Annotated in this window: 1 protein-coding gene; it reads right to left on the bottom strand. The window is 62.5% G+C overall.

Annotated elements, in window-relative coordinates; all coding sequences use genetic code 11:
* Positions 1-803, bottom strand: an 803-nt coding sequence (locus tag CAG47_RS28620) for a cadherin-like domain-containing protein (protein WP_177409082.1), incomplete at both ends; no start/stop codon positions are given.

Here is an 803-nt window from a genome sequence, read left to right as displayed (position 1 = left end):
ATGGTGGCCGTGCTGCCCGCAGCGTAGGTGGTTTCACCAATAGTGAAGTTCACCACACTGACGGGGCCATCGACGCTCGAGGTGCCGGTCAACACACTGCCGCTGACGGCGGTGTCTTCGGCGGTGCTCACGCTTTCACTGAGGTCGGTGAAGCTGTCGTCAACCGGGGTGACGTTGATAGTCAGGGTTGAAGTGACATTGCTACCCGAGCCGTCGGTGACGGTGTAGCTCACGGTTGGCACCGTGCCGTTGTAGTTGGCATCCGGGGTAAAGGTGTAGGCGCCGTTGGCGCCGATGACCAAGGTGCCGACATTGGCGATGGTCGCGGTCTGGCCGGCGTTGAACGTGCCAGGCACGCCGTCGATGGTGAAGTTCACCACGCTGACTGGGCCATCGACACTCGAGGTGCCGGTCAACACGCTACCGGAAATGCCCGTGTCTTCGGCGGTGCTCACGCTTTCGCTGAGGTCGGTGAAGCTGTCATCGACCGGGGTGACGCTGATGGTCAGGGTCGAAGTGACGTTGCTGCCGGAACCGTCGGTGACGGTGTAGCTGACCGTCGGCACGCTGCCGTTGTAGTTGGCGTCCGGGGTGAAGGTGTAGGTCCCGTTCGCCGCGATCACCAGGGTGCCAACGTTGGCAATGGTGGCCGTGCTGCCCGCAGCGTAGGTGGTTTCACCAATAGTGAAGTTCACCACACTGACGGGGCCATCGACGCTCGAGGTGCCGGTCAACACACTGCCGCTGACGGCGGTGTCTTCGGCGGTGCTCACGCTTTCACTGAGGTCGGTGAAGCTGTCGTC

Origin of the sequence: Pseudomonas sp. R37(2017) (assembly GCF_002113375.1) — a bacterium.
Lineage (GTDB): Bacteria > Pseudomonadota > Gammaproteobacteria > Pseudomonadales > Pseudomonadaceae > Aquipseudomonas.
This window is presented reverse-complemented; position numbering and strand designations above follow the sequence as displayed.